Origin of the sequence: Streptacidiphilus albus JL83 (assembly GCF_000744705.1) — a bacterium.
In the GTDB taxonomy this organism is placed as follows: domain Bacteria; phylum Actinomycetota; class Actinomycetes; order Streptomycetales; family Streptomycetaceae; genus Streptacidiphilus; species Streptacidiphilus albus.
Genome location: NZ_JQML01000001.1, coordinates 8,963,120 through 8,988,005 on the forward strand (window position 1 = coordinate 8,963,120; position 24,886 = coordinate 8,988,005).

The following is a 24,886-nucleotide window of genomic DNA, read 5'->3' on the forward strand; positions in this document are numbered from 1 at the left end:
CCCGCACGGGCCACCGGGCGGCCCCGCGTAGGGCGCTCCGGCAGAGGAAGGGCCAGAAACAGTCTGCCAACCCAGCATTATTAATCAGGACAGTCGGTATAGTTCTCGACGGCGCCAGCGAACCGACCCCGAACCGACGATGCCTGAGGAGGCGCTGATGCTCGACACGTCAACGGCGGACAGAACCAGACCGCCGGCGCCCGAGACGCCTCGGCCGCCGGCCACGGAGCTGGTCCCCATCAGTTCACTGGTCGCATCGGACTCCCCCCGGACCGCCGGAGGGAGTACGGAGCACGCAGAGATGCTGGCCGAGGCGCCGGCTCCGCTGCCACCGATCGTCGTCCACCGACCGACCATGCGGATCGTCGACGGCGTGCACCGACTGCAGGCGGCCGTGCTGCGGGGCGAGGAGTCCATCGAGGTCCGGTACGTGGACGGCTCGGCCGAGGACGCCTTCGTCCTGGCCGTGCGGCTCAACGCCGAACACGGCATGCCGCTGTCGCGCCAGGACCGGGTCGCTGCGGCCGAACGCATCATCAGCAGCCATGCCCACTGGTCGGACCGGCGCATCGCCGAGGTGACCGGTCTGTCTCCGGTCACCGTCTCCGGGGTCCGGAAGAACTCCACCACCCAGGTCGAGCAGCTGCACGCCCGCACCGGACGCGACGGGCGCTCCCGGCCGGTCAACAGCGCCGCCGGCCGCCGCCGCGCGGTCCAGGTCATCGCCGCACGTCCGGACGCCTCGCTGCGCGAGATCGCGCAGGAGGCGGGGATCGCCCCGGCAACCGCCCGGGACGTCCGCCGGCGCATCAGCGAGGGCAAGGACCCGGTCCCGGCCAAGCTGCGCGAGGCCGCCGCGTCGGCCGAGGAGCCGACGGGCGGGCGCAGGGCGGACGACCGGGGCCGGCGCAGCAGGCCGGCCGCGGCGACCGAGCACGGACGGAGCCGGTCATGCTCTCGGGCGCCGGACAGTTCGCGAACCTGCGCAAGGATCCCGCCCTGCGCTTCTCCGAGGCGGGCCGGGCGCTGCTGCAACTGCTCGCGACCAACGCCCTCGACGACGAGAAGTGGCGTTGGCTGATGAGCGCGGTCCCGGCGCACCGCTACGCGGACATCGCCCGGGCCGCCAGGCAGTGCGGCGAGCGCTGGCTGAGCTTCGCGGAGGGGCTGGAGCGCGGAAGCGGCATGCGATCGAGCCGGTCCTCCTGGGCGGCCCAGCCGGACGGCGTCCAGCTGCGTGCCGTGACGAACGACCAGGTCGAGAGCGTGCGCCGGCGCGCACTCTGACACCGCGTCCGCTCCCCGCACCCCGAGCCGCCGCCAGGCCCGGGGCCGCAGGGGCGCGGACGCGGCGGCCCGCCCGGCCCCGGGCGGGGGCTCGGGCCCCGCCCGGCCCTTCGTGCTGGGGCTGTTGTCCGGCGTGGAGCGCAAGAACTGCTGGCGGCTGGCCGAAGAGGCCGGACTGAAGAGCCCGGGTCGGATGCAGGTATCACATCGGCCCCGCCTGCGGCCTGGTGAGCGGTGGGGGCAGGTATCCGGGCGGTTCAAAGCCCCTTCTGGAATGCAGCCGGCTCAGGGCGCGTCCAGGAGGTCGAGGACAGCTTGGTGGTAGACCGCGTACACCTGGGGCAGCTCGGCCAGGCCGGCACGCTCGTCGATGCCGTGCAGGCCCTCGTAGGGCACGCCGAATCCGGCGGTAGCCGGAATGCCGCCGTCTTCACCGGCCAGCAGGTTGCCGATGTTCGACGGTCCGGCGACCTTCGCGCGCACCGCCAGGCCCATCGCGTTCGCCGCAGCGATCAAGGCAGCCGCAGGCTGTTCGTCGGGCCGCAGTTGGAACGCGGGCCAACAGGCGACCGGGGTCACCACGGTGGGTGCAGGTCCTGGGAGTTCGGCGTCGAGTTCGGCGGCGGCCTTGCTGACCAGGGTGGCGGCGGCCTCGGCATCGAAGCCGGGCGTGGTGCGCACGTCCACGTTCAGCTCACACCGGTCTGCAGTGACGGAGAATCCCTCGCCGGCCCGGATGGCGGTGACGCTCAGCTTGGCCGGCAGCGGGAAGGCCACCCTCTCGCCCGGCAGGCCCGGCAGGCCCGCCTGGTCCAGCAACTGGACCAGGCGGGCGGCGCGGGAGATCGCGCTGACCACCGTGCGACTGGATCCGGAGTGCCCGGCCGGGGCGTGCACCGAGACCACCGCCCGCCACAGGCCGCGCCCGCCGACGACGACCTCGTCCAACCCGGGATAGCCGATCATCACCCCGGCCGGGCGCTGGGCGCTCGGATCGGCGAGGTAGGCGCGAGCGCCGCCGAAGCCGCCGGTGTGCTCGTCCACGTCCAGCAGCACCGCCAGGCCACCCTTCAAACTGCCGGCGTTACTGAGCAGGTCAGCGGCGATGTGACAGAACACGGAGGCGGCCAGCTTCGAGTCGGCTGCGCCTCTGCCCCTCAGCCACCCTTCGGTCACGTCGCCGATCGTGGGCGGGAAGGACCAGGCTCTCTCGTCGCCGAAGGGCGCGGTGTCGAGGCAGGCGTCGAGGGTCCACCACGGGCCGGGTCGGCCACCGGTGATCTCGACGAGCAGGCCGACGAGCTGCCCCGCTTCATCGTGCAGACGCCGGTGCGGCAGCGAACGACCAGTCAGCCAGGACTCCAGGACGGCCAGGACGGGCCCGTAGCCGTCGATCCCGCCGCGGCTCGGCCGCTGGATCAGCTCCCGGGCCAGCTGGACGACCGAATCCACCTGCTCGGCGGCCCGGGCCACCAGGTTGTTCCTCACGCTTCTCCTCGCCTCAGCGTCCGCCCTGCCGCAGCGGCAGCGCTTGCACGGCCTCCATCGTCCCCACCTGCCGGGCCGACGCGCAGGCTTCCCGGCCATGCTGCACCAGACCCACCGCAGCCTCACGGCCCAGCAGAACACCGCAGTCGAACCCCTCGGCGCCGTGGAAGCTCGGCAGCGGCACGACAGCACTGCTCTCGGAGGCCACGAAGAACCGCTCCATCGCCGACGGCGACTCCACCATGCCAATGTGGAGCGTCTTGACCCCGTTGCGGCGCTCCAGCGGATCACGCAGCTTCAGCAGCCGCACCAGGTGGTCCGTCAGGGCTCGGTGACGAGGAGGACCGTAGAGCACGCGATAGTGCACCAGGTCCGGCTGCTCGGCCACCACCTTCTCGATGGCGGCGAGATACACCCCCTCCCGGCTGCGGCTTCCTGTGACCACCAGCTGCTCCCGCGCCCCCGCCACCACTTCGGCCATCGCGGCGACAAGATCGGTGTACCTCGCCAGCACCCGGACGACGACCTCGGTCCCCGTCGCCTCCAGCGCGCTGACGCGGTCGAGCCCGTCCTGGTGGGCGAACAGGATTGCCGACGAATGGCCGTACAACGTGCACAGTCCCGCACGGTTCCTGATCCCGGTGCGCTTCCGGCCGGATTCCCAAGCACTGAGCAGGCTCGCGTCGGTGCCACCGCCCGTGATTTTGTTGAGTTGCTCGGCAGCCTCCTCCAGCGTCAGATTTCGAGCCAACCGAGCACGTCGCAGTGCCGAGCCTGTGTCTGCAACCCGGACTACTCCTCCCCGGGGGCGGGGGCCTCCGGTTCCGTGTCGGTGTGCGGCGGCGGGAGCGGGTGGGTCGCCAGGTGCCGGGCCGCGCCGTTCAGCCCCAGGGCGTAGGCGCCGAGGGCGACCACCGCGACCACGACGGAGTCCCACGGGGCCGGGATGACATGGTGGCCGCCGAAGCTGCCGATCAGCGAGAGCACCAGCAGGGCCACCAGGTAGACCACCAGCCAGGCCCCGTTGGCCAGGTCGTTGCGGTCCTGGTCGTGCCGGATCTGCTGGTAGACGTACACCAGTACGGCGATCAGCAGCAGCGGCAGGGCGATCCGCAGTTCGTGCCAGCCGGCCCAGTAGAAGATCAGCGTGGCGATGACGAAGCCCGCCGGCGCCAGGAACCGGGTCCCGTGCACCCAGTTCGCCATCCGCGCCGGGTCGGCGCGGCGGACCGAGGCCTCGGAGACCAGGCTGACGGAGTAGGCGAACAGCCCCAGCACGCTGGTGGCGGCCACGATGGACTGCCAGTTGCCGAAGGGCAGCAGGAAGGCCGCACCCACGACGAAGTTCAGCAGCAGGGCCCGGCGCGGCACTCCGGAGCCCTGATGCACGGTCGCGACGGCCTCGGGCAGCAGCCGGTTGCGGCCCAGCGCGTAGACCTCGCGGCTGGTCTCGGCAGTGAAGACCATCGCCGAGCCGGCCGGTGAGGCGATGGCGTCGCCGTACAGGATCCAGCTCAGCCAGGTGAGGTTGAGCGAGGTCGCCAACTCGGCGAAGGGGGAGTTGAAGTCGATGCCGTTCCAGCCGTGGATCAGGTCCGCACCGGGCACCGCCCCCAGGAAGGCCAGCTGCAGGGCGAGGTAGACCACCATGGACAGCAGCAGCGCGGTCAGCACGGCGCGGGGTATGTCCCGGCGCGGGTTCCGGGCCTCGGCGGCCAGGTCGATCGGCCCCTGGAAGCCGGTGTAGGCGTAGATCACGCCCGCGGTGGCGATGGCGGAGAGCGGGGCGGCATAGCCGTAGGGGGCGAAGCCCCCGTGCCCGGTCCCGGTGATGTTGCGCGCGTGGAAGCCGGTGGCCAGCAGCATCACCACGGTGAGCGCCGGCACCGCGAACTTGGCGATGGTGATGCCGAGGTTGACGTGCGCGAACAGCTTGACGCCGAACCAGTTGACGGCGACGAAGACGGCCATGAACCCGAGCCCCAGTAGCACGCCGACCGGGGTCAGCCGGCCGCCGCTGAACAGGCCGGGGACGTACTTGCTCATGTACTGGAGCATCGCGGCCGACTCGCTGGGCGGGTTGGTGGCGTAGGCGATCCAGATACCGATGCCCACCAGGGTCGCCACCAGGCGTCCCGAGGTGTGCAGCGGCCAGCGGACCAGTCCGCCGGCCTCCGGCATGGTGGCGCCCAACTCCACCATGACCAGCGCGATCAGGACCAGCGCGCCGCCGCCGACCACCCAGGTGATCATCGAGGCGGGGCCGGCCGCGGCGGCGGCGTGCATCGGGCTGAGCAGCCAGCCCGAGCCGATCACCCCGCCGAAGGCGATGGCGGTGAGTTGCCAGAAACCGAGATGGCGGCGGAACCGGTGCTCCTGCGACGAGGCACGGTCACCGGTGGCGTGGCTTGTCATGTACGTCCACTACCCAGTTCCCGCCCACCCTCACCACCCGTTCGGCCGGGTGCGCACTTCGCCCGTTCGCCCGGCCGTCACCGACCGGTCGCCCTGCTTCCACTCACCGGACAGCAGCAGTCGGACAGCTGACGGATCAGCGGCTGACGCAGTTGTTCCCGAAGCCGGGCGCCAGGCCGCCGAGGCCGTCCAGCGACCCGCAGGCAGCGGCGCCGGTGGCGCAGGCGAACGCGATGCCGCACAGGGCGGCGGTGACGAGCAGGACGTTACGGGCATAGCTCACGGCAGGGTTTCCCTTTCGGACGGTCGAGACTGCCCTGTACAACGCGGGCACCCGCACACCCGCCACCCCCACCCGCGAGAACCACTCCTTTGGCCCACACCGCCGACTCCGTGCGGCCCTGCTGGAGACTCAGGCCCGCGGAACCCCGGCAGCTGCAAATCCGCCGATCTCCTGCTCCAGCAGTTCGGCCAGCCGCAGCGGGGTGCGGTCCTCGAACATCGGGCCGACGATCTGCACCCCCACCGGCAGACCCTCGGGGGACCGGCCCGTCGGTACGGCGGTGGCGGGCAGGCCGGGCATGGTGGGCAGACCGGCCCAGACGAGCTGGTCGAAGTACGGGTACCCGACGCCGTCGATGTCGATCCGGCGCTCCAGCGGATTGGGGTTGTGGTCGTGCGGGAACGCGGGAGTGGGCGTGACCGGACACACCACGGCGTCGAACCCGGCGAAGAGCTGCCGCCAGCGGTGGCGGTGGAGTTCGCGGCCGTTGTTCACCGCGATCCAGTCGAGGTGGCTGAGCACCATGCCGCGCAGCCGCGCCGCGTCGAGGCTCCGGTCGTCCGGGCCGAGGGCGGCCGCGCGGGTCCGCAGCTGCTCCTGCGCCTCGACGGGAAAGTGTGCGGTGGAGCCGGAGAACAGCAGTTGGGTGTAGATCGAAGCGGCTTCGACCAGATCGGGCAGCAGCGGACTGTGCCGTTCAACGCGGGCGCCGCCGGCGGCAAGCGCGTCGGCGACCCGGTCCACACCCGCCCGCACGGCGGCCCCGGTCGGAATGAGCGGATGCTCGTCGAGGACCAGGACCCGGAAGTCCCTTAGCCGCTGGTGGCGCGCCGGCGGCAGGTTCAAGGCGTACGCCACGCCGTGCGTCAGCGGGTCCGGTCCGGCCATGACGTCCAGCAGCAAGGTGAGGTCGCGGGCGCTGCGCGCCATCGGGCCGACGACCGCGAGGTCGAGGTCGACCGGCAGCGCCGGGGCGTGCGGCGGGACCATGCCCCGGTTCGCGGCAAGGCCGAGTGACGGCTTGTGGGCGTAGACACCGCAGAAGTGTGCCGGGGTGCGCAGCGAACCGGCGATGTCGGAGCCGATGGACAGCGCGCCGAATCCGGACGCCAGGGCCGCCGCCGAGCCGCCGGAGGACCCACCCGAGGTGCGGGCGGGGTCCCACGGGTTGGTGGTGGTCCCGTAGATCTCGTTGAAGCTCTGGATGTCCTGCAGTCCCAAGGGCACGTTGGTCTTGCCGAGGATCACCGCGCCCGCGCCCCGGAGCCGCGCCACCTGCACCGCGTCCTCGGCCGGCCGGTGGTCCCGGTGCTGCGGCATGCCCCAGGTCGTGGGCAGCCCGGCGACGTCGTAGCACTCCTTGACCGTCACCGGAATGCCGAGCAGCGGCCGGTCCTCACCACGGGCCCGCGCCCGGTCGGCGGCGCGCGCGGCGGCCCGGGCCCGGTCGAAGTCCGGCACGCAGATCGCGTTGACCGTCCTGTCGTCCCGTTCGATCCGGGCGATGGCCTCGTCGGTCAGTTCCGCCGAGGACACCTCACCGGCCCGCAGGGCAGCCACGAGTCGTTCTGCTGTCTGAAAGCTCAGTTCCATGGGACGGACCGTACGGGGCCCGCGAACCAGCCACGAAATGCCTTTCCGCGCAATGGAATCGAGGGGACGGACCGAAGCCCGCGCCGTCGCCGGCAATGTCGCGGTTCTGTACCGGGCTGCTCCGGGATTGAGGGCTTCCGCTGTGTCCGGTGCAGGATGTGCCGGAGTCGGATGATCACGGAGACGGGGACAGGATGCACACTCGGAGCGCCGAGGACAGCGACGGAAGCGGACCGCTGCTGCGGCCCGCCTGCTGGCTGATGGTGGTGTTCACCGTCCTGTTGACCGGTGTCGCCCTGCTGCTGGCCGTTGCCACGGAGTTCCTCCTGTGGGTGCAGGATCCGGCCGACACCGGGCACTACGGCCTCTACCTCCACACCTCGAACTGGTGGGCCGTCGTCCTGGGGCTCTCCGGGATCCTCTGTGTGTGGCTCCGGAGGCGGGAGCGGAGGTGGGGGCGCTCCGTGTGGATCCTGATCGCCTGTGATCTGGGCATGCTGCTCGCGGTCCTCTGGCCGGTCCAACTGCTGCTCGGGGGAGTGGCGTTCGCGGCACGGGGCGTGCCCTGGAGGGGACGGCGATGGTGGCACGGGGCGGTCGCGCTGGCCGGGGCCGGTGCGGCCGTCGCCGGGTCGCTGTGGGGATACACCGGGTACGAGGCCGACCAGCCGTGGCGCGGAGCGCCGACCAATCTGGTGTTCACCGGGATCTGGCGCAGCGGGGACGGCGGGACGCTCCGCCTGGACCGGGACGGCCGATTCACCACCCACGGGGCGGATCCGATGGGCGTCGCCGTCGGTGACTGGCCGGACAGACTGACGAACGCCGAGGGAACCTGGGCGGTGGGCATCGGTGCGGAGGGAAACCTGCTGATCGACCTCACCCCGACCGGTGACGGGCTCGACGGCGCCGACCCGGTGCACCTGTGGCTCGCCGGGGCCCGGGTGCCGTCGTCCCTCATCGCCGAGAACGACGCGTCCGTCTTCGACGACGCGATGCCCGGATTCCATCGTTGAGCCGACCCGGCAACCGGTCCTCCACCGGGTCCGGCGAACGTGTGCGAAAGAAGAAGATTCGTGTGGAACCGGGTGGTGGGAAGTGACGTCTCATCCTTTGCACAGCGAGCACACACTGCCGAGGCACGGTGTTCGGCCGGGGGGATATGAAGCCGGCGGTGCATTCGTCAACATCTGAGCCATTGAGGGGTACCGTCATGCGTTTCTCCACCCGATTCACCCGTATCGCCACGGCCGGTGCGCTGGCCGCCGGAATCTGCCTGGGCACCGCCGGTATGGCGTCGGCGGCCGTGCCCGCCGTCTCCAGCCACCAGGCGGTCGCCCACGCCTCGATCAGCGCCCACGCCAACCGGACCTCGGTGGGCGCCTGGCAGCAGCTGGTCATCTCCGGCAGCACCGCCCACATCACGGCCGGGACCCGCCTGACGCTGCAGCAGCTGCACGGCCGTACCTGGGTCTCGCTGCCGGCGGTCACCACCGTCACCCGCAGCGGCGCCTTCACGCTGCGCGCCGAGCTGGGCCTGAAGGGCGCCGAGCAGCTCCGCCTCGTCGGCGCCGGCGTGGTCTCCAACACCCTCACCGTGACGGTGCGCTGACCGGACGCGGAAGTGATCACTGAAGGGATCGCTTCAAGGATCACTTCTCCAGCAGTACGAGCACGAATGGTGTGGATCGACGGGAATTCTCACTCCTGCCACGACGGCGTGACCGTCGATCCACCGTCCACACGGGTCCGGTGTGATGCCCTGCACGGCGCAGGGCATCACACCGGACCCGTCGGCACAGGTGAATGCGGGAGAGAAGGCGCGATCGACCGGGGAATTCGCCGCGCGCGCGTCCGGCGGAAAGTGGTCGGACGGCGGTGCCGGCAATGACGGCGAACGGGGCGCCGAACGGGTCGAGCAGCATCGCGAGCCGGCCCGCCCCCGGGGTGTCGACGGCCGGGACGATGGCGGTGGCACCCAGCTCCTGGGCCCTGGCCACGGTCGCGTCGCAGTCCTCCACCTCGAAGTACGGGCGCCATTCGCTGGTCGATCCGCGTCGCAGGTGCTCGGCCGGGAGTTGCATGATGTCGCCGTGCACGGTCCGCTCGCCGCCGCCGGGGGGTCCGGCGGGGGTGTAGGCGATTCCCGCTCCCGAGCCCATGGTCAGATCCCGGGTGTCCCACGACAGGACGGTGCGGTAGAAGTCCTTCGCCGCCGCCGCGTCGGTGGTGCAGAGCTCGATCCGGCTGACGCTGCCGGGCCTGTCGACCAGTTCCAGGCCGTCCGTGTCCCCGGGTTCCCACACGGCGAACTCGGCGCCCGTCGGGTCGGTGAGGCCGGCCGTCCGCCCGGCGGTGAAGACCTGTGTCGGCGGGACGCGGACCGAGCCGCCTGCCTGCTCCACGGCCCCGGCGGTGGCGTCGGCGTCCACGGTGCGGAAGTACGGCGTCCACGCGGAGGCCGCGCCCTCCTCGGTCGGCGGGCCGACGGTGCCCACTGTTCGGCCGTCCTGCTGCAGGAAGCCGTAGCCCCGGCTTCCGGCCCTGCCGACCGGAACCGCCGGCCGAACACGCCCTGGTAGAAGGCGACGGCCGCGTCGATGTCGGGTGTTCCCGGGTCGAGCCGGTTCAGCCCGCCCGGAACCGGTGCGGAGGTCAGCATCCGGTGCCCCTGTCGCGTGCGTCGTGCCTCCCGGGGACGGCAGCCCCGGGAGCTCCGGCCCAGGGTGGCAGCAGGCGCGGCCCGGCCGCAGCGCGCAACGCGGAGCGCGCAACTCGGGGCGCAGGGCGCAGGGCTCAGGGCCGGGTCCGCAGTCGGACCGAGCGGTCGCGGACCCGACCCGGTCGCGCAGTGTTCACCATTCCCACCTGGCGGCGTCTTGGTTTGTACATCGACAATCGCGCCTGGCCCACGATCAACATCGCTGGGCCGAGTACCCGTACCTTCCGGCACTCGCTGCCCCTTTGAGGAGTAGTCATGCAACGCAGTCCTGAGCGGCCCGGCCGTCGGCCTCTGGTCTCCCGGATCGGATGGCCTCTGGCACTGGCGGCTTCGGCGCTGGTCGCCGCCGCCGTCGCGTTCCAGCCGCACGGCTCTGACCCGCAGGTGAAGCTCGCCGCCAGCACCGTGCCGACGCCTTCGCACGTGGTGGTGGTGATGGAGGAGAACCACTCCTTCAGCGACATCATCGGCAACACGGCCGACGCGCCGTACATCAACAGCCTGGCGTCCCAGGGCGCGTCGATGACGAGCTACTACGGCATCACCCACCCCAGCGACCCGAACTACCTGGCCCTGTACGCCGGCAGCACCTTCGGCCTGACCGCCGACGAGTGCCCGCTGGCCGAGGGGAACACCGCCAACCTCGGCTCCGAACTCCTCGGGGCGGGCGACACCTTCGTCGGCTACTCCGAGGGCCTGCCCTCGACCGGCTCGCAGACCTGCTCCTCGGGCGAGTACGCCAGCAAGCACTCGCCCTGGGTGAACTTCACCAACGTCCCCGCCGCCGACCAGCAGCCCTTCAGCGCGTTCCCCAGCTCCTCGAACTACGCGAGCCTGCCGACGCTCTCCTTCGTCATCCCGAACCTGGACGACGACATGCACGACGGCACCATCCAGGAGGGGGACACCTGGCTCCAGAACAGCCTCTCCTCCTACGCCACCTGGGCCAAGACCCACAACAGCCTGCTCGTCGTCACCTGGGACGAGGACGACTACACCGAGAGCAACCAGGTCCCGGCGATCATCGTCGGCCAGGGCGTCACCCCCGGCACCTACGACGAGACCGTCAACCACTACAACCTGCTGGCCACCCTGGAGGCCATGTACGGCCTGGGCCAGGTCGGCGGCAGTGCCGGGCTCTCCCCGATCACCGACATCTGGAGCGGCGGCAGCACCGGCACGGCGAACACCGTCACCGTGACCAACCCCGGCGCCCGGACCGCCACCGTCGGCACCGCCGCCTCGCTCCAGCTCGGCGCCACCGACTCGGCCTCGGGCCAGACCCTGACCTACACCGCCTCGGGCCTGCCCGCCGGACTCTCGATCAGCAGCAGCGGCCTGATCTCCGGCACCCCCACCACCTCCGGCACCGATGACGTCATCGTCACCGCGACCGACACCAGCGGCGCCACCGGCTCCGCCGCCTTCGCCTACAGCGTCAACCCCGCCACCGGCGCCGACACCGTCACCCTGACCAACCCCGGCAGCCAGACCGGCACCGTCGGCGCCGCCGCGTCGGTCCAGATCACCGGCACCGACTCCAACTCCGGCCAGGCGCTGGCCTACACCGCCACCGACCTCCCGCCCGGCCTCTCCATCGGCTCGGCCAGCGGCCTGATCTCGGGCACCCCCACCACCGCCGGCAGCTACGACGTCACCGTCAACGCCGACGACACCACCGGTGCCACCGCCGGCACCACCTTCACCTACACCGTCGACGCCGCCACCGCCACGGACCTGTCCGGCACCTCCGTGCTGACGGTCTCCGGTCAGGCGCTGGACGACCTCAACTACTCCAGCAGCTCGGGCACCCAGATGGTCACCCGCTCGGTGGACGGCAACACGGACGAGGACTGGCAGCTCTCCCAGAACAGTGACGGGAGCTACGCCCTGGTGAACGGCTCGTCGGGGCTGTGCCTGGACGTCAAGGGCTCCTCCACCAAGGCCGGGGCCGAGATCATCCAGTCGACCTGCACCGGCAGTGCGGCCGAGAGCTGGGTCTTCACCCCGGCGGCCGGCGGCGGCTACACCGTCGCCGCCGAGGTCAGCGGACTCCCGATGACCACCGCCTCCACCGCCAAGCACTCCCCGGTGACCCAGCAGGCGGCCAGCACCTCCGCCCTGCAGACCTGGACGCTCCAGTAGTGCACCGGCCCTCGGCATCCGGACGGATGCCGAGGGCCGCCAGCAGCACGAACCAGTCGTGGACCGGGTCGCCGTCACCGCTCCGCGCGCCGCTCCGCTAGGGGCGATGGGCGGCGACGAGGGGCATGAAGAGGTCGTCCACGATCGCGAGGACCCGCTCCGGGGGGATCGGCTTGTAGGTCATCAGCATCTCGTGGCGCATCAGGTCGAACGGCATGGCCAGGACGGCCGGGGGGATGCGGTCGAGGTCGATCTCGCCACGCTGGTGCGCCCGGACGAAGATCTGGTCCGACGACAGCGGACGGTCGGCCATGATCTTCTCGCGGACCTCGGCCGGGGTCAGGCCGGTGCTGGCCAGCAGGCCCGAGAAGGTGGCGCTGACGATGGTGGCGAAGCCGACCCGCAGGCCGCTGGTGTTGTTGAGCAGCGCGATCAGGTCGTCGCGCAGGTCGCCGGTGTCGGGGATGTCGACGGGGTGCGTCGTGCCGTAGTGGCGGATGGCCGCGAGCACCAGGTCGTCCTTGTTGGGCCAGCGGCGGTACAGCACCGCCACGCCCGTCCTCGCGCGGGCCGCGACCGACTCCATGGTCAGTCTGGCGAAGCCGACCTCGACGAGGTCCTGCCACGCGGCGTCCAGCAGCGCGGCCTCCAGTTCCTCCCCGCGCCGCCGTTGCCGGGTCCGTTGTGCCTGCTCCGTCATGCCGACCAGGATAGCGGCTCGCGAAAAATAAGAGAGGCTTGCACTCCTTAATGGCCCGCCCTACTCTCAATAAGAGAAGAGTTCATATCTTATGGAGGAGAGTGGCGTGGCAGCGACACCAGCGAAGCCCGCAGCCGAGAAGCTGGACCCGGCAGTGGTCAAGACCGCTCTGATCCTCATCGTCGGCGGCATGGCCGTCGTCTTCGACACCACGATCGTCAGCGTCGCCCTGCACACGCTCTCGGCGAAGCTGGACGCCTCGGTCAGCACGATCCAGTGGGTCACCACCGGCTACCTGCTGGCACTCGGCATCGCGGTGCCGCTCAGCACGTGGGGCCTGCAGCGGTTCGGCGGCAAGCGGCTGTGGATCTTCTCCCTCGCCGTCTTCCTCCTCGGCTCGGTCGGCTCCAGCCTCGCCTGGAACGTCGACTCGCTCATCGGCTGGCGGGTGGTGCAGGGCCTCGGCGGCGGCCTCATGCTCCCGCTGATGAGCACGCTCATCTTCCAGGCCGCCGGCGGCAGGTCGCTCGGGCGGCTCGTGACCTACGTCGCGCTGCCGGCGCTGCTCGGCCCGGTCCTGGGCCCGGTGATCGGCGGTGCCATTCTGACGCACCTGAGTTGGCGGTTCATGTTCTGGGTGAACGTGCCGTTCTGCGTCGTCGGCATCCTGCTCGCCTGGCGTCACCTGAACGTCGACGAACCCGCCCGCCCGGGCCCTGCGGCCGCCGGGCGGAGGCTCGACGTACCGGGACTGCTCCTGATCGCGCCGGGCACCTCGGTCGTCCTGCTCGGCCTGGCCAACGCGGGCACCGCCGGCGGGTTCGGCCACCCGGACGTGATCATCCCGCTCGTGGTCGGCGCCGCGCTGCTCGCGGCCTTCGCCGGCTACGCGCTGCGCACCAGCAGCCCCCTGGTCGAGGTCCGGCTGCTGGCCAAGCGGTCGGTCGGCTCCTCCAGCGCGGTGCTGTTCTTCTCCGGCTTCTCGCTGTACGGAGCGATGCTCCTGCTGCCGCTGTTCTACCAGGAGGTGCGCGGCACCACCGCGCTCGCCGCCGGAGTCATGCTCGTTCCGCAGGGGATGGGCACCCTCCTGTCCCGCACGATCGCCGGCAGCAGGATCGACCGGTTCGGCTCGCGCGCCATCGCGCTGGTCGGTTTCGCCGTCGTCGTGGCGGCGACCGTCCCGTTCGCCATGGCCGGACCGCACACCAACGCCTGGCTGCTCGCGCTGTGGATGGTCATCCGAGGCTTCGGACTCGGGGCGGTGACCATGCCGGTGATGGTCGCCGGCTACATCGGCCTGGACAAGCAGCAGATCCCGCACTCCAGCGTGCTCACCAGGACCGCACAGCAGATCGGCGGCTCGTTCGGCACCGCCGTCCTGGCGGTGATCCTCGAAAGCGCCGTCGCCGCGCACCCGGCCTCACTGGCGGACGCCTTCCACGTGGCGTTCTGGTGGTCCGTGGGCTTCTCCGCCATCGCCGTGCTGCTCTGCCTGTGGCTCCCCGGCGTCCAACCGGCGGCCCGGGCCGATCGCGACAACGACCCTGCCCGGCGCGCCGATTCCGTCAAGGCCTGAGCGAACGGCGGGGCGGGAGCGGGGCCGGGTGCACCGCCCCTCCCGCCCGCTCGGGGACCGGTCCGTGCCTCGGTCCGGGCCTCGGCGCTGCGCACCCGCTAGTGGTGGGCCAGCGAGTCCGCGCCCCGGTAGCCCTCCGGGACCCCGTTGAGCAGGATGATGTCACCCTCGATGCTGTTGGTGCGCAGCGCGGTGATCTCCTGGTAGGCGGGGGAGTGGTACCAGCCGTGCGCCTGCTCCCGGTCGGGGAACTCGATCAGGATCGCGCCCGGCCCCCAACTGCCCTCGACGACCGTGAAGTCGTCGCCGTGGGCGCGGAACCGCCCGCCGAACGGGTCGAGGGTGGCGTCGATGCGCTGGAGGTACTCGACCACCTCCGCGTTCGGCTGGGCGGGGACGGAGCGGACGTGCATCAGGGCGTAGGCGGTCATGGAGAACTCCTTCGTCGGTGTGGTGCGGCGGGGCCGTGCTGACGGGTACGACACTACGAAGAGGCAGCCGACGGGGAATCAGTCAGCCATAGGTACTTTCCGCGGATCGACCGCAGCGGCGGACCGTGATCCCGTTCCGCTCACCCGGCGTGACCGCCCCGGGCTGCTGTCGGTGATCTGTGCGAGGATCACCGCCAGGGCGGCGCTGCCCATCGCCGTGGGAGCGCACGGCCCCGGCAGGTAGGCGTTCGGACGTTCACGGGGGTCATCGTGTGCACGGTGTTCGTCAGTATCGAGCCGTCCTCGGCCGTTCCGGTCCTGCTCCTCTCGGTCCGGGACGAGTACCTCGGCCGGCGGTGGCTGCCGCCGGAGCACCACTGGCCGTCGCGGCCCGGTCTCGCCGGCGGCCTTGACCTGGTGGCGGGCGGAACCTGGCTCGCGGTCGACCCGGGCCGCGAGCCGGCGGACGGACCCGTGGCCGCGTGCCTCCTCAACGGCTTCGGCCCCACGGCGCCGCCGGAGATCCGGCTCTCCCGTGGAGAGCTGCCGCTCATCGCCGCGAGCACCGCCGGGCTCGACCGCATCGAGCCGGAGCGGTACGACCCGTTCCACCTGGTCCTGGCCCGGTCGACCGGGGTGCGGCTGCTGAGCTGGAGCGGGAACAGGCTGGAGGACCGCGAACTGCCGCCCGGTCTCAGCGTCGTCCTCAACGACGGGCTGGAGGGACGGGCGGAGAACCGGACCTCCTCGCCGCAGGTCAGCGCGATGATGACCGCCCGCGCGGAACACTTCCGGGCCCGGCTGGAAACCGTGGCGCGCCCGGAGCCGGTGGACGGTCCGACCGAGGAGGCATGGGGCGATTGGTTGCCGATCGCCTGCGGCGACGGCCTGGGCCTCGACGATCCGGCCGCCCTGATCCAGCGCCGGGACTTCGGTGACGGGCGGATCTGGGGCTCGACCTCGATCGCCCTGATCGCACTGGCGCCCTCCGGCGCGCGGTACGACTTCAGCCCGGCACCGAGCAGCGGATCCTGGCGCAGGATCGACCTGGCTCCCGGTGGGGCCCAGGTCGAGCGGGAGAGCCGCGTCGGGAGGGGGCCGGCCGCCGGAGCGCCGTAGGGTCGTGCCGTGGACGACTTTGCGGAGCGGGACGCCTCGTCGGCGGGGCTGCCCACCGGGGAGGTCGCCCGGCGCCTCGGTGTCTCGCCGGTGACGCTGCGCTCCTGGGAGCGCCGCTACGGGCTGGGGCCGGCCGACCGTGCGGACGGGCGCCATCGCCGGTGGACCGGTGCGGACATCGCCCGGCTGGCGGTGATGTGCCGGCTGACCGCGGACGGTGTCCCGCCCGCGGAGGCGGCCCGGCTGGCCGCGGGGCCGCCGGCCGGATCCGGTGCGGAGACGGCGCCCGAAGCACCCGGCGCTGCCGGGCGGCAACCTGCGGGGGACGGCGGAGCCGGTGGCCGGGCCCGGGCCCGGGGACTGGTGCGAGCCGCGGAGCGGCTCGACGGGCCTGCGGTGGCGCAGTCGCTGCGCCGGGCCGTCGCCGAACTGGGGATCCTGGCGGCCTGGGAGGACGTGATGACGCCCGCGCTGCGCGCAGCGGGCCGCAGCTGGGTGGCGTCGGGCGAGCGGTACGTGGCGGTGGAGCACCTGCTGTCCTGGCATGTCTCGGCAGCGCTGCGGCAGGCCACCGACTGCCCGGCCGTGCCGGGGCCGCCGGTGCTGCTGGCGGCCGTACCGGGGGAGCGGCACTCGCTGCCGCTCGACGCCCTGGCCGCCCTGCTGTCGGAGCGCGGCGTGGGCTTCCGGACGTTCGGCGCGGCGGTTCCGGCCGAGGCACTGCTGGAGGCCTGTCGACGCCTCGGCCCGGCCGCCGTGCTGCTGTGGTCGCAGACGACGGCGACCGCCGACGCGGGGCTGCCGCGTGCGGTACTTGGCGGCCGCTGGGGCGTCTCCGGTTCCCGGCGGCACCCGGTGCTGCTGCTGGCCGGGCCCGGGTGGCGGGCGGGCTCGGCACCCGCCGGATGCCTGCGCCCGAGGAGCCTGTCCGCCGCCCTGGCCCTGCTCACGGGCCTGCGCCTGCCGCAGCCCGGCGTGGGCGCGTCGACCGGGCCGGAGGCGCGGTAGCGGCAGCTGTGGCCGTCGGCTAGGGGCGGCTGCCGCGGAACCGGCTCAGGCCCTGGTCGAGCTGTACCAGGGGCTCGGGGTAGTCGAGTTCGGCCCGGAGCGCGCGCGGGAGCTTCCAGGGTTCGTGGACGGCCGGCGCCGCCAGCCGGGACAGTTCGGGCAGCCAGCGGCGGACATAGGCGCCGTCCGGGTCGTAGCGCTTGGCCTGGGTGACGGGGTTGAGGACCCGGTTGGGGCGGGTGTCGGTGCCGGTACCGGCGACCCACTGCCAGTTGAGCTGATTGTTGGCCACGTCGCCGTCGACCAGGAGCGACAGGAAGTACCGGGCTCCGGCGCGCCAGTCCAGGTAGAGCGTCTTGCAGAGGAAGCTCGCGGCCAGCAGCCGGCCCCGGTTGTGCATCCACCCCTCCTGCCGGAGCTGGCGCATCGCGGCGTCCACGATCGGATAGCCGGTGCGGCCCTGCTGCCAGGCCTCCAACTCCTCCGGCGCGTCGCGCCAGTCGTCGCTCCGGGTGCGGTAGTCGTGCGCGGCGGCGTCGGGTCGGGCGGCGAGGACCTGGTGGTGGAAGTCCCGCCAGGCGAGCTGGCGTTCGAAGGCTCTGGCCCCGGGGCTGGTACGGGCGCGGGCGGCCTGGACCAGCTCGGTCGGCGAGAGGCAGCCGAAGTGGAGGAAGGGCGAGAGCCGCGAGGTCAGATCGTCGGCGAGGGCGTCGTGTCCCTCCTCGTAGCCGTCGATACGGTCGCCGTACCAGGCGTTCCAGCGCCTGCGGCCCTCGCTCTCCCCACCGGACATGAGCAGCGGCGACAGCAGCCCGGGCCCGGGGCGTTCCGGCAGCGGGGCGGAAGGAACCCCGGCGGGGGTGCCCAGCCGCCGGGGTGCGGGCAGCGGATCGCGCAGCCGCTGCCCCGCCCACTGGCGGAAGTACGGGGTGAAGACCGCGTAGTGGTGCGAGCCCGCCGGTGTCACCGCGCCGGGCGCCACCGCGGTCACCACCTGCTCGTGGACCACCAGCCGGACCCGGTACGAGGCCAGAACCGCCCGCAGCCGCTGCTCACGGGCGCGGGCGAACGCCGTGTGACCGGCCGCGACGTGCACCTCCTGAGCACCGGTCAGGCCGGCCAGCCGGGCCGCCTCGACGGCCGTCCCACCGTGGCGCAGGACGAGTCGGCTGCCGCGTTCGCGCAGCGAGGCGTCGAGGTCGGCCAGACTGTCGGCCAGGAAGGCCGCGCGGTTGGGGACGCCGAAACCGACCGCGGCAATCGCCGGGTCCTGCACGAAGAGCGGGATCACCTGGTCGGCTCCGTGGGCCGCTGCGTGGAGGACGGGATTGTCCCGGACCCGCAGATCGCTGGTGAACAGGCAGATACGGACGTTCATCGAGTGGCTCCAGGTCGTCTTCCGGGCGTGGCGCTGCGGCGGTGGCGGCGCAGCGCGGGAGGTTCCGTACGTTCCAGGTCGTTCGGTCGGTCGGTCGGTCGGTCGGGTCGCGCCGGGCCGCCGTCCGGAACGGAGGTGCTGCCAGTGTTCGACGGGCAGTCAACGCTGCTCCCGCACAGCCTGGTTGGCGATGTTGCGGACCATGCCGCCGAAGACGAGGGCGTGGAACGGGGCCACGCTCCACCAGTACAGGTGCCCGGCCAGCCCGCGCGGATGGAACAGTGCGCGCTGCTGGTAGCGGCAGCTGTGCGGACCGTCCGGCTGGACCCGCAGCTCCAGCCAGGCCAGGCCGGGGAGGCGCATCTCGGCCCGCAGCCGCAGCAGCCGGCCCGGTTCGAGCTCCTCGACGCGCCAGAAGTCGAGGGAGTCGCCGACGCGGAGCCGGTGGGGGTCCCGGCGTCCGCGCCGCAGTCCGACTCCGCCCGCGAGCCGGTCCAGCCAGCCGCGCAGGGCCCACGCCAGTGGGAAGGAGTACCAGCCGTGCTCACCGCCGATGCCCTCGACGACCCGCCACAGGGCGTCGGCGCCGGCGTCCACCGTCACCTGCCGGGTGTCCTGGTAGAGGCTGCCGCCGCTCCAGCCGGGGTCGGTGGGCAGCGGGTCGCTGGGCGCGCCGGGGATCGAGGCGGAGGACCAGCGGGTGGCGACGTCGGCGTCCCTGATCCTGGTCAGCGCGAGGCCGACCGCGTCGTCGAAGCCGAGCAGGCCCTGCGGCGGGTCCGGGATCCAGCGGGCGATGTCGTGCTCGTGGACGACGACCTCGTGCCGGAGCGACTCCACCAACGGGCGCGCGATCCCGGCCGGGACGGGGGTGACGAATCCGACCCAGAGGCTGGACAGGGCCGGTGTCAGCACCGGAACCGGGATCACCACCCGGCGCGGCAGGCCCGCGACGCGGGCGTAGCGGAGCATCATCTCCCGGTAGGTCAGCACCTCCGGTCCGCCGATGTCGAAGCTCCGGTTCACCTCGTCCGGCAGTCGGGCGGCGGCCACCAGGTAGCGCAGTACGTCGCGGACGGCGATGGGCTGGATCCGGGTGCCGACCCAGCGCGGGGTGACCATGGCGGGCAGGCGCTCCGTCAGGTACCGCAGCATCTCGAAGGAGGCGGAGCCCGAGCCGAGGATGACCGCAGCCCGCAGCTCGACCGTGGGCACGCCGCTGCTCCGCAGGATCCGCCCGGCCTCGGCGCGGGAGCGCAGGTGGGGCGAGAGCCGGTCGGTGGGGACGCCCCTGGGCAGCAGCGCACCCAGGTAGACGATGCGGTGCAGCCCGGCGCGGGCCGCCGCCCGGGCGAAGTTGCGCGCGGTCTCGGCCTCGGTCCGCTCGAAGCCGGGCCCGGTACCCAAGGAGTGCACCAGGTAGTAGGCGGCGTCGATGCCGGCGAAGGCCCCCTCGAGGGAGGCGGGGTCCGCCAGGTCGGCGCGCCGGACCTCGACCTGCCCGAACCACGGCTGGTCGCGGAGCTTCGCGGGTTCGCGACTCAGGCAGTGGACCTGGTGGCCCGCCTCCAGCAGCTCGCGGACCAGCCGTCCGCCGATGTAGCCGGTCGCCCCGGTCACCAGCACACGCATCGGCGCGGTGCTCGGGCGGACGGAGCGCGCGGACTCCGGAAGCGTCATCTCCGACTCCTCCCGCCCGCGATCGCCATGTCCTGCGACAACCCTGGAACGTCGGCGCTGCGCCCGCCACCCGCATCGTTGCTGCATCGAAAAACCGACCGGGTGCTCGACCGCGAAGACGCTGTTCCCGGCGGCCCGGAGCCGGCGCAGCGCCGTCAGGAGGAGTTCGGTGCCGCTCGGTCGGCAGGGCCATTCGAGGAGCCGGAATCTACAGGGGCCGACACGACTCAGGGTCGGGGCACCAGCGACGCGTGCAGCGCCTCGAACAGGTCGCAGAGTTCCGCGGTGTCGATCGGATCGATCTCCAGCTGCAGTTGGCACACGTCGTCGTCGCCGTTGGGGGTCAGGCGCACGAGGAAGGCGAAGCCGCCCCCGACCGGCTCTGCGGTCAGGGCCAAGGGGTTGTTGCGGCCGGGGGTCACCGCCTCGGTGAATCGGCGGCCCGACGGAGCACGCAGGTGGGAGAGCATCCGCGCGGCGAAGTCCGCAGCCTCGGAGTTGCTGAGGCAGGCGCTGAAGTCGGCTGTCAGCCGGGCGCACCAATCGGCGGTGACCTGCCAGTCGTCCCCGCCGTTCTGGACCAGCTCCAGCCAGGCTTCGTCGTCACCGAGGCGTATCCGTGGTCTTTGCATGGTCGCCTTCCGACGTCTTCTGCCAGGGATTCATGATCCTGCAAGGGCGAACTCCGCGAAGCCGTGGCCCGGCCGGCGGTACCGGCGGCGGCGGGTTCATCCGCCCGCCAGTGGCAGCAGTCGGAGGAACAGCACCTCGGGTCGGGCGCGCAGATCCACCACCTCGTCCAGTTCCTCCACCTGGCGGTCGCCGACCAGCAGGAAGAAGCCGTTGGCGCGGAAGGCCCGCTCGGCGAGGTCCGCCTGCTGTTCGCGGTCCTGCGGTGGGGCGTCCGGGAAGCGGCCGGCGAACTCCTCACGGGCGCGGAGGCGTATCAACTCCCGTGCGGTCATGGACTGCGGGACGTCGGGGACCTCGATCGCGGCGACGGCCGCACCGCCGACCGTCTCCGTTCGCAGGATTACCGTGGCCATCAGCTGTTCCTCCTGATCTGGGCCAGGATCGACGGGTCGCTGATCTTCGTGTCGGCGGCGAGCAGCGCGGCCTTGCTGAGGATCAGCGACAGCCGCTCGTCCTCGAACGGGAGGAAGACCTTCGCCGGGCCGCTGCTTCGGGCCTGGACGATGCAGAGGTAGCCGCCGCTCGGCTCCATCAGCACGTTGGCCGAGCCCAGGTGGATCCGGTACGTGGCCAGCGCGCCGCGGACCACCAGGTAGCGGCCCTCCAGCGTGCAGTGCTTCGCCAGCCGGAGCCTCGGCAGGATCCGCTCCAGTGCCTCGCGGCGCACCTCCGCCGACGCGGTGAAGTGCTCGAACGCGGCACGCTGCCAGTACGCGGTGTGCCGTTCCCGGCCCCGGTCGGACCAGGTCGGATCGGCGGCTATGGAGGTGACCGCGACGAACAGGTCGACGTCCCGCATGGCCTCGCTGAACACCTGCGGCGGCACCTCCGCGAGCAGGGCGGCGCGCCACTGCCGCCCGTGCCGGCGCTCGAACCGCACCTGGTCGGTGGCGGCCAGCTCCGGGCTGTGCCGGAAGTCGTCCTCGGCCGGCTCGTGGTGGAACCGGACCCGCCACTGACCCTCGTCGAACTCGGCCCGGGCGTCGCCCTCGTAGCCGCCGTCGTGGCGGGAGAGGTAGTTCGCCTGCCACCCGCGTTCCTTCAGCAGCGCGTAGAGCTGCTGGTAGCGGACGATGTGCCCGGCGAAGCGGTTGGAGTACCCCTCCGTCGCCTCCTCGGCCGGCGTCAGCAGGTACACCTCCCGGAACGCCTGCTTGAACGGCTGCCGCAGCTCGGCCGTGACCAGGTGCTCGCGCCACCGGGCGGTCTCGTCCGCCGAGGCGCGCACCGGCTGCCACAGCCGTACCCGCAGCGGCTCGGTCTCCGGCTCCGTGCCGGGCGCGACCGCCGCCCACGCGCCGTCGCCGTCCTGGAACTCCCAGATCAGCCCGCGGCTGATGGACCCGGTGAGCGGGTGGTCCCGGTAGTAGCGGCACCACTCCTGGTACGGCCAGGAGCGGTCGGTGGAGAACAGCGCCTCCATCCTGGTCCGCTCGGCCGCCAGCGCCTTCCGCAGTTCCTTGACCGCGGCTTTGACCTCCGCCAGTTGTTCCCTGATCGCGGCCGGCGCGGTGGTGGTCGTCCGGCCGTCCGGCGCGGTGTAGCCGGCCCGCACGGTGGCGCCGCCGACCACGTCCACCCGGACCCGGTGGCCGGCCACCGTCCATTCCACCGTCCCGTCCGCCGACAGCCCGTGGTGCGGCACGCTGCGTTCCACCAACTGCGCCGGGGAGATGCCCAACCGCCCGGCGACCGTGGTCAGCGCGGTGTCGATCTGCTTGCGCAGGCCACGGTCCCTGATCGCGGACCGGAGCCGGTGCAGTGCCGCCATCGCCGCCGGATCGGCGATCTCGGCCAGGGAGTTGACGGCCGCGTTGGCGAGCTTGGGACTGTCCGTCATGCCCTGGCGGGGCAGTCCCACGCGCAGCGCCAGCGCGGTGAGCCGCGGCACCGTGGAGGCACCGCCGAGCAGCGCGGCCGCCCAGACCAGTCCGCGCGCCAGGTCGCCGTGCTCCACGCGGACCAGGCAGGTGTAGGAACGGCCCGGCCAGATCTCACCGACCGGCCCGCCCTCGGCCAGGGCGTCCAGCACCGCGGGCACCACTGCGGCCGCAGAGGCGGCCTCGACCAGGCGGAGGCACTCGCTCCGCCACCGCTGCGACGGCCGTGGCCCGGACAGTGCCACCAGATGACGGAGCAGCTCCGCGAAGGCCGGGGTGGGGTCCTGCTCGCGCAGCGGCGCGGCCCACGGGTCGTACGGGGGGATCATCCCCTCCGGGATCTCGGCCAGGTCCGCACGCGTCAGCAGCTCCTGCACCCGGCCGGTCAGTGACCGGCGCTTCACGGCGTCCACCTGAGCCGACGTCAACAAGGTGTACGCCTGTCGCAGCCACGGCGCGACGGCGCGGCACCCGTCGGGATCCAGCCGCTCCGCCGTGGCCAGGGCGCTGCGCAACCGGGCCGTCAGTTCATCCTGGCGCGACGCGTCGCAGGCATGCCGCAGCAGCTCCGCCACCTCGTCCGCCGACCATCCGCCCACCTGCGGCAGCACCGCCTCGACCGCGTCCCGGGCCCGCAGCGTGTCGGACGGGTCGAGCCCGTCCGCCAGCAGCAGGCACAGGAACGCGGCCCGGTGCTCCTCCTCCGTGCTCACCCTGAGCTGCTCGACCAGGCGCGACCACTGCTCCGCCGCCCGCGCCCGGTGCTCCTGGAAGGCCTCCTGCCCGGGCCGGTTCGACATGTCGAACCGTGGTTCCCCCCGGCGCGCGTCCAGGAAACCCACCACCCACGGCACCCGTGCTGCTGCGGCTGCCGCGACCCCGTCACCGTCGAACTCGTTCATGTCGTGGATGCTGCCAGGCCCCACTGACAGTCCGGCCGCCGGCGCCGGCGCCGCCGTTGCCGCGCGACACCGCTCTCACCGGTCGAGGGCGACCGCGTACAGGGCGAAGGCGAGCACGAGCACGCCCACCCGGAGGTAGTGGTAGCGGTTCCAGCGGCGCTCCTGCTGCCTCCAGTCGGCGGGCTTGCCCTCCCTGTCCCAGGTCTTGGCCCGGTTGTTGATCGGCACCAGCAGCAGCACCGACATGGCCACGCTCACCGCCAGCAGCGCGGTGGCCGCCGTGGCCGGCGGGGCGCCCGCGCCGCCCCAGGCCGCGGCGGCCCAGATCGCGCCGAGCACCGTCGAGCCGATGTACCAGTACGGCATGACGCCGCCGAGTACCCGGGCCCCGTCGCTGTGGGCGGCGGTACGGCTGTCGTCGGGGAGCCGGTCCAGGATCGGGTTGACGAACACCGCAACCGCGAACTCCACACCCACCATCATTCCGACCACGACGACCGTGACGACTGCCAATGCGTTCTGCACGACCCCTCCCCAGGGTTGTATCTAGCGGCGCTAGATTCTGGTTCGATGCTAGACATGTCAGTGCTCACTTGTCTAGCAATGCTAGAATTCCGGTATGTCTGCACAGGAACGCAAGGAGCGGGAGCGGGCCAACCGCCACCAGCTGATCGTCTCCACCGCCCGGGAGCTCGCCGAGGCCCAGGGTTGGGACGCGGTGACCACACGCAAGCTCGCCGAACGGATCGAGTACAGCCAGCCGGTCCTGTACAGCCACTTCCGGGGCAAGCGCGAGATCCTCGGGGCGGTCGCGCTGGAGGGCTTCACCGAGCTGACCGCTGTCCTGCGCGCGGCGGTGGCCGAGCAGCCCGCCGGCCGTCCGGCCGTGGCCGCGCTCGCCCGCGCCTACACCGACTTCGCCACCGGCAGTCCGGCGCTGTACGACGCGATGTTCAGCCTCGACAACGGCCTCCCCTTCGCCGCCGAGACCACCCCCGCGCCCCTGCGCGAGGGCTTCCAGGCCCTGCTGGGCCCGCTGGTGGCCTACGCGGGCCCGGACGAGGAGCCCGGCCTGTTCGTCGAGACCTTCTGGGCCGCGCTGCACGGCCTGATCACCCTCACCCGCGTCGGCCGGCTTCCCGCCGACCGGATCCCCGACCGGATCACCCTCCTGGTCAACCACTTCGTCGGCGCCGAGGAGCAGCGCGAAGGAGCGGGGTCTCCTGCGTCGTGACCGCCGGATCCGGTCTGCATCGACGGGTCCGTGTCCGCGACCACCTCTTGGGCGGACGGGAGCTCACCCCGCTCGGCTCGGAGCACTTCTACTGAGCGGTCCGGCCGTCGCCCGGACGTCCGTCGCCCGGACGTACCCGGCTCAGTGCGGACCGGAGTGCCTGGCAGTGTCCGGGCAGGGCGTTCCGCGTCAGTCGACGGACCGGTGCGCGCTCGGGCCGGGATCCGTGTCGACGTGGATGCAACCTCGCTCGGCGCGAAACGCGTTAGGTGGGTGTGGGCCACTCCACCTCGACAAAGGAGCCTTCTCATCGCCGCCTCGTCCACGAGGGTCACCTCCGAGTCCGCCG

23 protein-coding genes are annotated in these 24,886 nt (G+C 72.3%); 9 read left to right on the top strand and 14 right to left on the bottom strand.

Features of this window, described 5'->3' with window-relative positions; genetic code table 11:
- Window positions 1-301 precede the first annotated feature (301 nt).
- Both BS75_RS43710 and BS75_RS49680 read left to right on the top strand, forming a co-directional pair.
- Window positions 302-1,081 carry a ParB/RepB/Spo0J family partition protein gene (locus tag BS75_RS43710; protein WP_052070271.1) on the top strand — a complete coding sequence of 260 codons (780 nt, stop codon included), beginning with the start codon at window positions 302-304 and terminating at the stop codon, window positions 1,079-1,081.
- Window positions 1,081-1,287: a hypothetical protein gene (locus tag BS75_RS49680; RefSeq protein ID WP_052070274.1), complete on the top strand. Its 207-nt coding sequence runs from the start codon at window positions 1,081-1,083 to the stop codon at window positions 1,285-1,287. Before BS75_RS43710 ends, BS75_RS49680 begins: the two co-directional genes overlap by 1 nt.
- Window positions 1,288-1,572: 285 nt before the next feature.
- On the opposite strand, the gene BS75_RS38860 is transcribed toward BS75_RS49680, so the two are convergent.
- The 5 genes from BS75_RS38860 to BS75_RS38875 form a co-directional block, all read right to left on the bottom strand.
- On the bottom strand, window positions 1,573-2,775 hold the full coding sequence (locus BS75_RS38860; protein WP_034091581.1) for a M20 family metallopeptidase: 1,203 nt from the start codon (window positions 2,773-2,775) through the stop codon (window positions 1,573-1,575).
- Window positions 2,776-2,788: 13 nt separating this feature from the next.
- The gene (locus BS75_RS38865; RefSeq protein WP_231608023.1) at window positions 2,789-3,526 is read right to left on the bottom strand and encodes an XRE family transcriptional regulator; all 738 of its coding nucleotides are present in this window, start codon (window positions 3,524-3,526) and stop codon (window positions 2,789-2,791) included.
- Window positions 3,527-3,567: 41 nt separating this feature from the next.
- Entirely contained in the window at window positions 3,568-5,190 is a 1,623-nt protein-coding gene (locus BS75_RS38870; RefSeq protein WP_063771606.1) for an APC family permease, read from the bottom strand.
- Between the two features lie 136 nt (window positions 5,191-5,326).
- Entirely contained in the window at window positions 5,327-5,473 is a 147-nt protein-coding gene (locus tag BS75_RS48855) for a hypothetical protein (RefSeq protein ID WP_156164334.1), read from the bottom strand.
- 129 nt (window positions 5,474-5,602) lie between these two features.
- Window positions 5,603-7,066 (bottom strand): amidase, encoded by a 1,464-nt coding sequence (locus BS75_RS38875; RefSeq protein ID WP_034091582.1) that lies wholly within the window; start codon window positions 7,064-7,066, stop codon window positions 5,603-5,605.
- Between the two features lie 194 nt (window positions 7,067-7,260).
- On the opposite strand from BS75_RS38875, the gene BS75_RS38880 reads away from it, so the two are divergent.
- Together BS75_RS38880 and BS75_RS38885 are read left to right on the top strand one after the other, a co-directional pair.
- On the top strand, window positions 7,261-8,082 hold the full coding sequence (locus BS75_RS38880; RefSeq protein ID WP_034091583.1) for a hypothetical protein: 822 nt from the start codon (window positions 7,261-7,263) through the stop codon (window positions 8,080-8,082).
- A 197-nt stretch (window positions 8,083-8,279) separates the two neighbouring features.
- Window positions 8,280-8,678, top strand: coding sequence for a hypothetical protein (locus BS75_RS38885; protein WP_034091584.1), 399 nt, complete (start codon window positions 8,280-8,282; stop codon window positions 8,676-8,678).
- A gap of 40 nt (window positions 8,679-8,718) precedes the next feature.
- Here the strand turns inward: BS75_RS38885 and BS75_RS43715 are convergent, their stop codons facing one another.
- Window positions 8,719-9,564 carry a VOC family protein gene (locus tag BS75_RS43715; protein WP_063771607.1) on the bottom strand — a complete coding sequence of 282 codons (846 nt, stop codon included), beginning with the start codon at window positions 9,562-9,564 and terminating at the stop codon, window positions 8,719-8,721.
- 479 nt (window positions 9,565-10,043) lie between these two features.
- Between BS75_RS43715 and BS75_RS51750 the strand changes: the two genes are divergently transcribed.
- Entirely contained in the window at window positions 10,044-11,933 is a 1,890-nt protein-coding gene (locus BS75_RS51750; protein WP_063771608.1) for an alkaline phosphatase family protein, read from the top strand.
- 97 nt (window positions 11,934-12,030) lie between these two features.
- On the opposite strand, the gene BS75_RS38900 is transcribed toward BS75_RS51750, so the two are convergent.
- Entirely contained in the window at window positions 12,031-12,633 is a 603-nt protein-coding gene (locus tag BS75_RS38900) for a TetR/AcrR family transcriptional regulator (RefSeq protein ID WP_034091585.1), read from the bottom strand.
- Window positions 12,634-12,739: 106 nt separating this feature from the next.
- Between BS75_RS38900 and BS75_RS38905 the strand changes: the two genes are divergently transcribed.
- The gene (locus tag BS75_RS38905) at window positions 12,740-14,212 is read left to right on the top strand and encodes an MDR family MFS transporter (RefSeq protein ID WP_034091586.1); all 1,473 of its coding nucleotides are present in this window, start codon (window positions 12,740-12,742) and stop codon (window positions 14,210-14,212) included.
- 98 nt (window positions 14,213-14,310) lie between these two features.
- Here BS75_RS38905 and BS75_RS38910 read toward each other — a convergent pair whose 3' ends face one another.
- Window positions 14,311-14,643, bottom strand: coding sequence for a DUF1330 domain-containing protein (locus tag BS75_RS38910; protein ID WP_034091587.1), 333 nt, complete (start codon window positions 14,641-14,643; stop codon window positions 14,311-14,313).
- 279 nt (window positions 14,644-14,922) lie between these two features.
- On the opposite strand from BS75_RS38910, the gene BS75_RS38915 reads away from it, so the two are divergent.
- Entirely contained in the window at window positions 14,923-15,762 is an 840-nt protein-coding gene (locus tag BS75_RS38915) for an NRDE family protein (protein WP_197092002.1), read from the top strand.
- A gap of 9 nt (window positions 15,763-15,771) precedes the next feature.
- The gene (locus tag BS75_RS38920; RefSeq protein ID WP_042440549.1) at window positions 15,772-16,770 is read left to right on the top strand and encodes a MerR family transcriptional regulator; all 999 of its coding nucleotides are present in this window, start codon (window positions 15,772-15,774) and stop codon (window positions 16,768-16,770) included.
- A 19-nt stretch (window positions 16,771-16,789) separates the two neighbouring features.
- On the opposite strand, the gene BS75_RS38925 is transcribed toward BS75_RS38920, so the two are convergent.
- The 6 genes from BS75_RS38925 to BS75_RS38950 all read right to left on the bottom strand — a co-directional run bounded on the left by BS75_RS38925 (window position 16,790) and on the right by BS75_RS38950 (window position 23,828).
- The gene (locus BS75_RS38925; protein WP_034091588.1) at window positions 16,790-18,148 is read right to left on the bottom strand and encodes a cryptochrome/photolyase family protein; all 1,359 of its coding nucleotides are present in this window, start codon (window positions 18,146-18,148) and stop codon (window positions 16,790-16,792) included.
- A gap of 159 nt (window positions 18,149-18,307) precedes the next feature.
- Window positions 18,308-19,828: an SDR family oxidoreductase gene (locus BS75_RS38930; RefSeq protein WP_042440551.1), complete on the bottom strand. Its 1,521-nt coding sequence runs from the start codon at window positions 19,826-19,828 to the stop codon at window positions 18,308-18,310.
- 227 nt (window positions 19,829-20,055) lie between these two features.
- A complete protein-coding gene (locus BS75_RS38935; RefSeq protein ID WP_034091589.1) occupies window positions 20,056-20,460 on the bottom strand; it encodes a hypothetical protein in 405 nt (134 codons plus the stop codon).
- 96 nt (window positions 20,461-20,556) lie between these two features.
- Entirely contained in the window at window positions 20,557-20,874 is a 318-nt protein-coding gene (locus tag BS75_RS38940) for a hypothetical protein (protein ID WP_034091590.1), read from the bottom strand.
- The gene (locus tag BS75_RS38945; RefSeq protein ID WP_052070275.1) at window positions 20,874-23,303 is read right to left on the bottom strand and encodes a DUF4132 domain-containing protein; all 2,430 of its coding nucleotides are present in this window, start codon (window positions 23,301-23,303) and stop codon (window positions 20,874-20,876) included. Before BS75_RS38945 ends, BS75_RS38940 begins: the two co-directional genes overlap by 1 nt.
- Before the next feature lie 75 nt (window positions 23,304-23,378).
- Window positions 23,379-23,828, bottom strand: a complete 450-nt coding sequence (locus BS75_RS38950; protein ID WP_034091591.1) for a DUF1772 domain-containing protein — start codon at window positions 23,826-23,828, stop codon at window positions 23,379-23,381.
- Window positions 23,829-23,922: 94 nt separating this feature from the next.
- Here BS75_RS38950 and BS75_RS38955 point away from each other — a divergent pair, with 94 nt between their 5' ends.
- Window positions 23,923-24,537, top strand: a complete 615-nt coding sequence (locus BS75_RS38955; RefSeq protein WP_042440553.1) for a TetR/AcrR family transcriptional regulator — start codon at window positions 23,923-23,925, stop codon at window positions 24,535-24,537.
- Window positions 24,538-24,886 lie beyond the last annotated feature (349 nt).

Coding starts and splice junctions, on each gene's coding strand:
- BS75_RS43710 (WP_052070271.1), top strand. CDS start 302: ATGCTGGCCGAGGCGCCGGCTCCGCTGCCACCGATCGTCGTCCACCGA.
- BS75_RS49680 (WP_052070274.1), top strand. CDS start 1,081: ATGAGCGCGGTCCCGGCGCACCGCTACGCGGACATCGCCCGGGCCGCC.
- BS75_RS38870 (WP_063771606.1), bottom strand. CDS start 5,190: ATGACAAGCCACGCCACCGGTGACCGTGCCTCGTCGCAGGAGCACCGG.
- BS75_RS38875 (WP_034091582.1), bottom strand. CDS start 7,066: ATGGAACTGAGCTTTCAGACAGCAGAACGACTCGTGGCTGCCCTGCGG.
- BS75_RS38880 (WP_034091583.1), top strand. CDS start 7,261: ATGCACACTCGGAGCGCCGAGGACAGCGACGGAAGCGGACCGCTGCTG.
- BS75_RS38885 (WP_034091584.1), top strand. CDS start 8,280: ATGCGTTTCTCCACCCGATTCACCCGTATCGCCACGGCCGGTGCGCTG.
- BS75_RS51750 (WP_063771608.1), top strand. CDS start 10,044: ATGCAACGCAGTCCTGAGCGGCCCGGCCGTCGGCCTCTGGTCTCCCGG.
- BS75_RS38900 (WP_034091585.1), bottom strand. CDS start 12,633: ATGACGGAGCAGGCACAACGGACCCGGCAACGGCGGCGCGGGGAGGAA.
- BS75_RS38910 (WP_034091587.1), bottom strand. CDS start 14,643: ATGACCGCCTACGCCCTGATGCACGTCCGCTCCGTCCCCGCCCAGCCG.
- BS75_RS38925 (WP_034091588.1), bottom strand. CDS start 18,148: ATGAACGTCCGTATCTGCCTGTTCACCAGCGATCTGCGGGTCCGGGAC.
- BS75_RS38930 (WP_042440551.1), bottom strand. CDS start 19,828: ATGACGCTTCCGGAGTCCGCGCGCTCCGTCCGCCCGAGCACCGCGCCG.
- BS75_RS38935 (WP_034091589.1), bottom strand. CDS start 20,460: ATGCAAAGACCACGGATACGCCTCGGTGACGACGAAGCCTGGCTGGAG.
- BS75_RS38940 (WP_034091590.1), bottom strand. CDS start 20,874: ATGGCCACGGTAATCCTGCGAACGGAGACGGTCGGCGGTGCGGCCGTC.
- BS75_RS38945 (WP_052070275.1), bottom strand. CDS start 23,303: ATGAACGAGTTCGACGGTGACGGGGTCGCGGCAGCCGCAGCAGCACGG.
- BS75_RS38955 (WP_042440553.1), top strand. CDS start 23,923: ATGTCTGCACAGGAACGCAAGGAGCGGGAGCGGGCCAACCGCCACCAG.